This is a genomic window from Psychrobacter sp. S1-30-MNA-CIBAN-0213, from assembly GCF_040309845.1.
Classification (GTDB): domain Bacteria; phylum Pseudomonadota; class Gammaproteobacteria; order Pseudomonadales; family Moraxellaceae; genus Psychrobacter.
In genome coordinates this window covers 1-271 of the sequence record NZ_JBEOPE010000072.1, presented here as the reverse complement: position 1 = coordinate 271, position 271 = coordinate 1, and the positions used below count along the sequence as shown (strand labels likewise).

Genomic DNA, 271 nt, shown 5'->3' with positions numbered 1-271 from the left:
GCACAAGGCTGTTTACCTTGATGACCATACCATCGATTTCATAGGATAATTGGTTTCGCTCTTCGATCGCTTTCTCGTAATAAATTTGTGCCTCTCGTGGAGTATCAACTACCCTTACTGCGCTGACGGTAAATCCAAGCTCAGTGAGCCACGCCAGCGCTCCTGATTGAGTATCGATACTTGTAGGCAAGCCTTGATTGACCGAATAACCGTAAAATGCCAGTGGACGACTGGCGGCTATGGCGGGATCAAGCTGACGTAAGCTACCAGC

At 48.7% G+C, this 271-nt stretch carries 1 pseudogene; it reads right to left on the bottom strand.

The features are described 5' to 3' along the window. Window positions 1-271 (bottom strand): annotated as a pseudogene (gene ligA / locus AAEY87_RS13995) (NAD-dependent DNA ligase LigA); the annotation flags it as partial.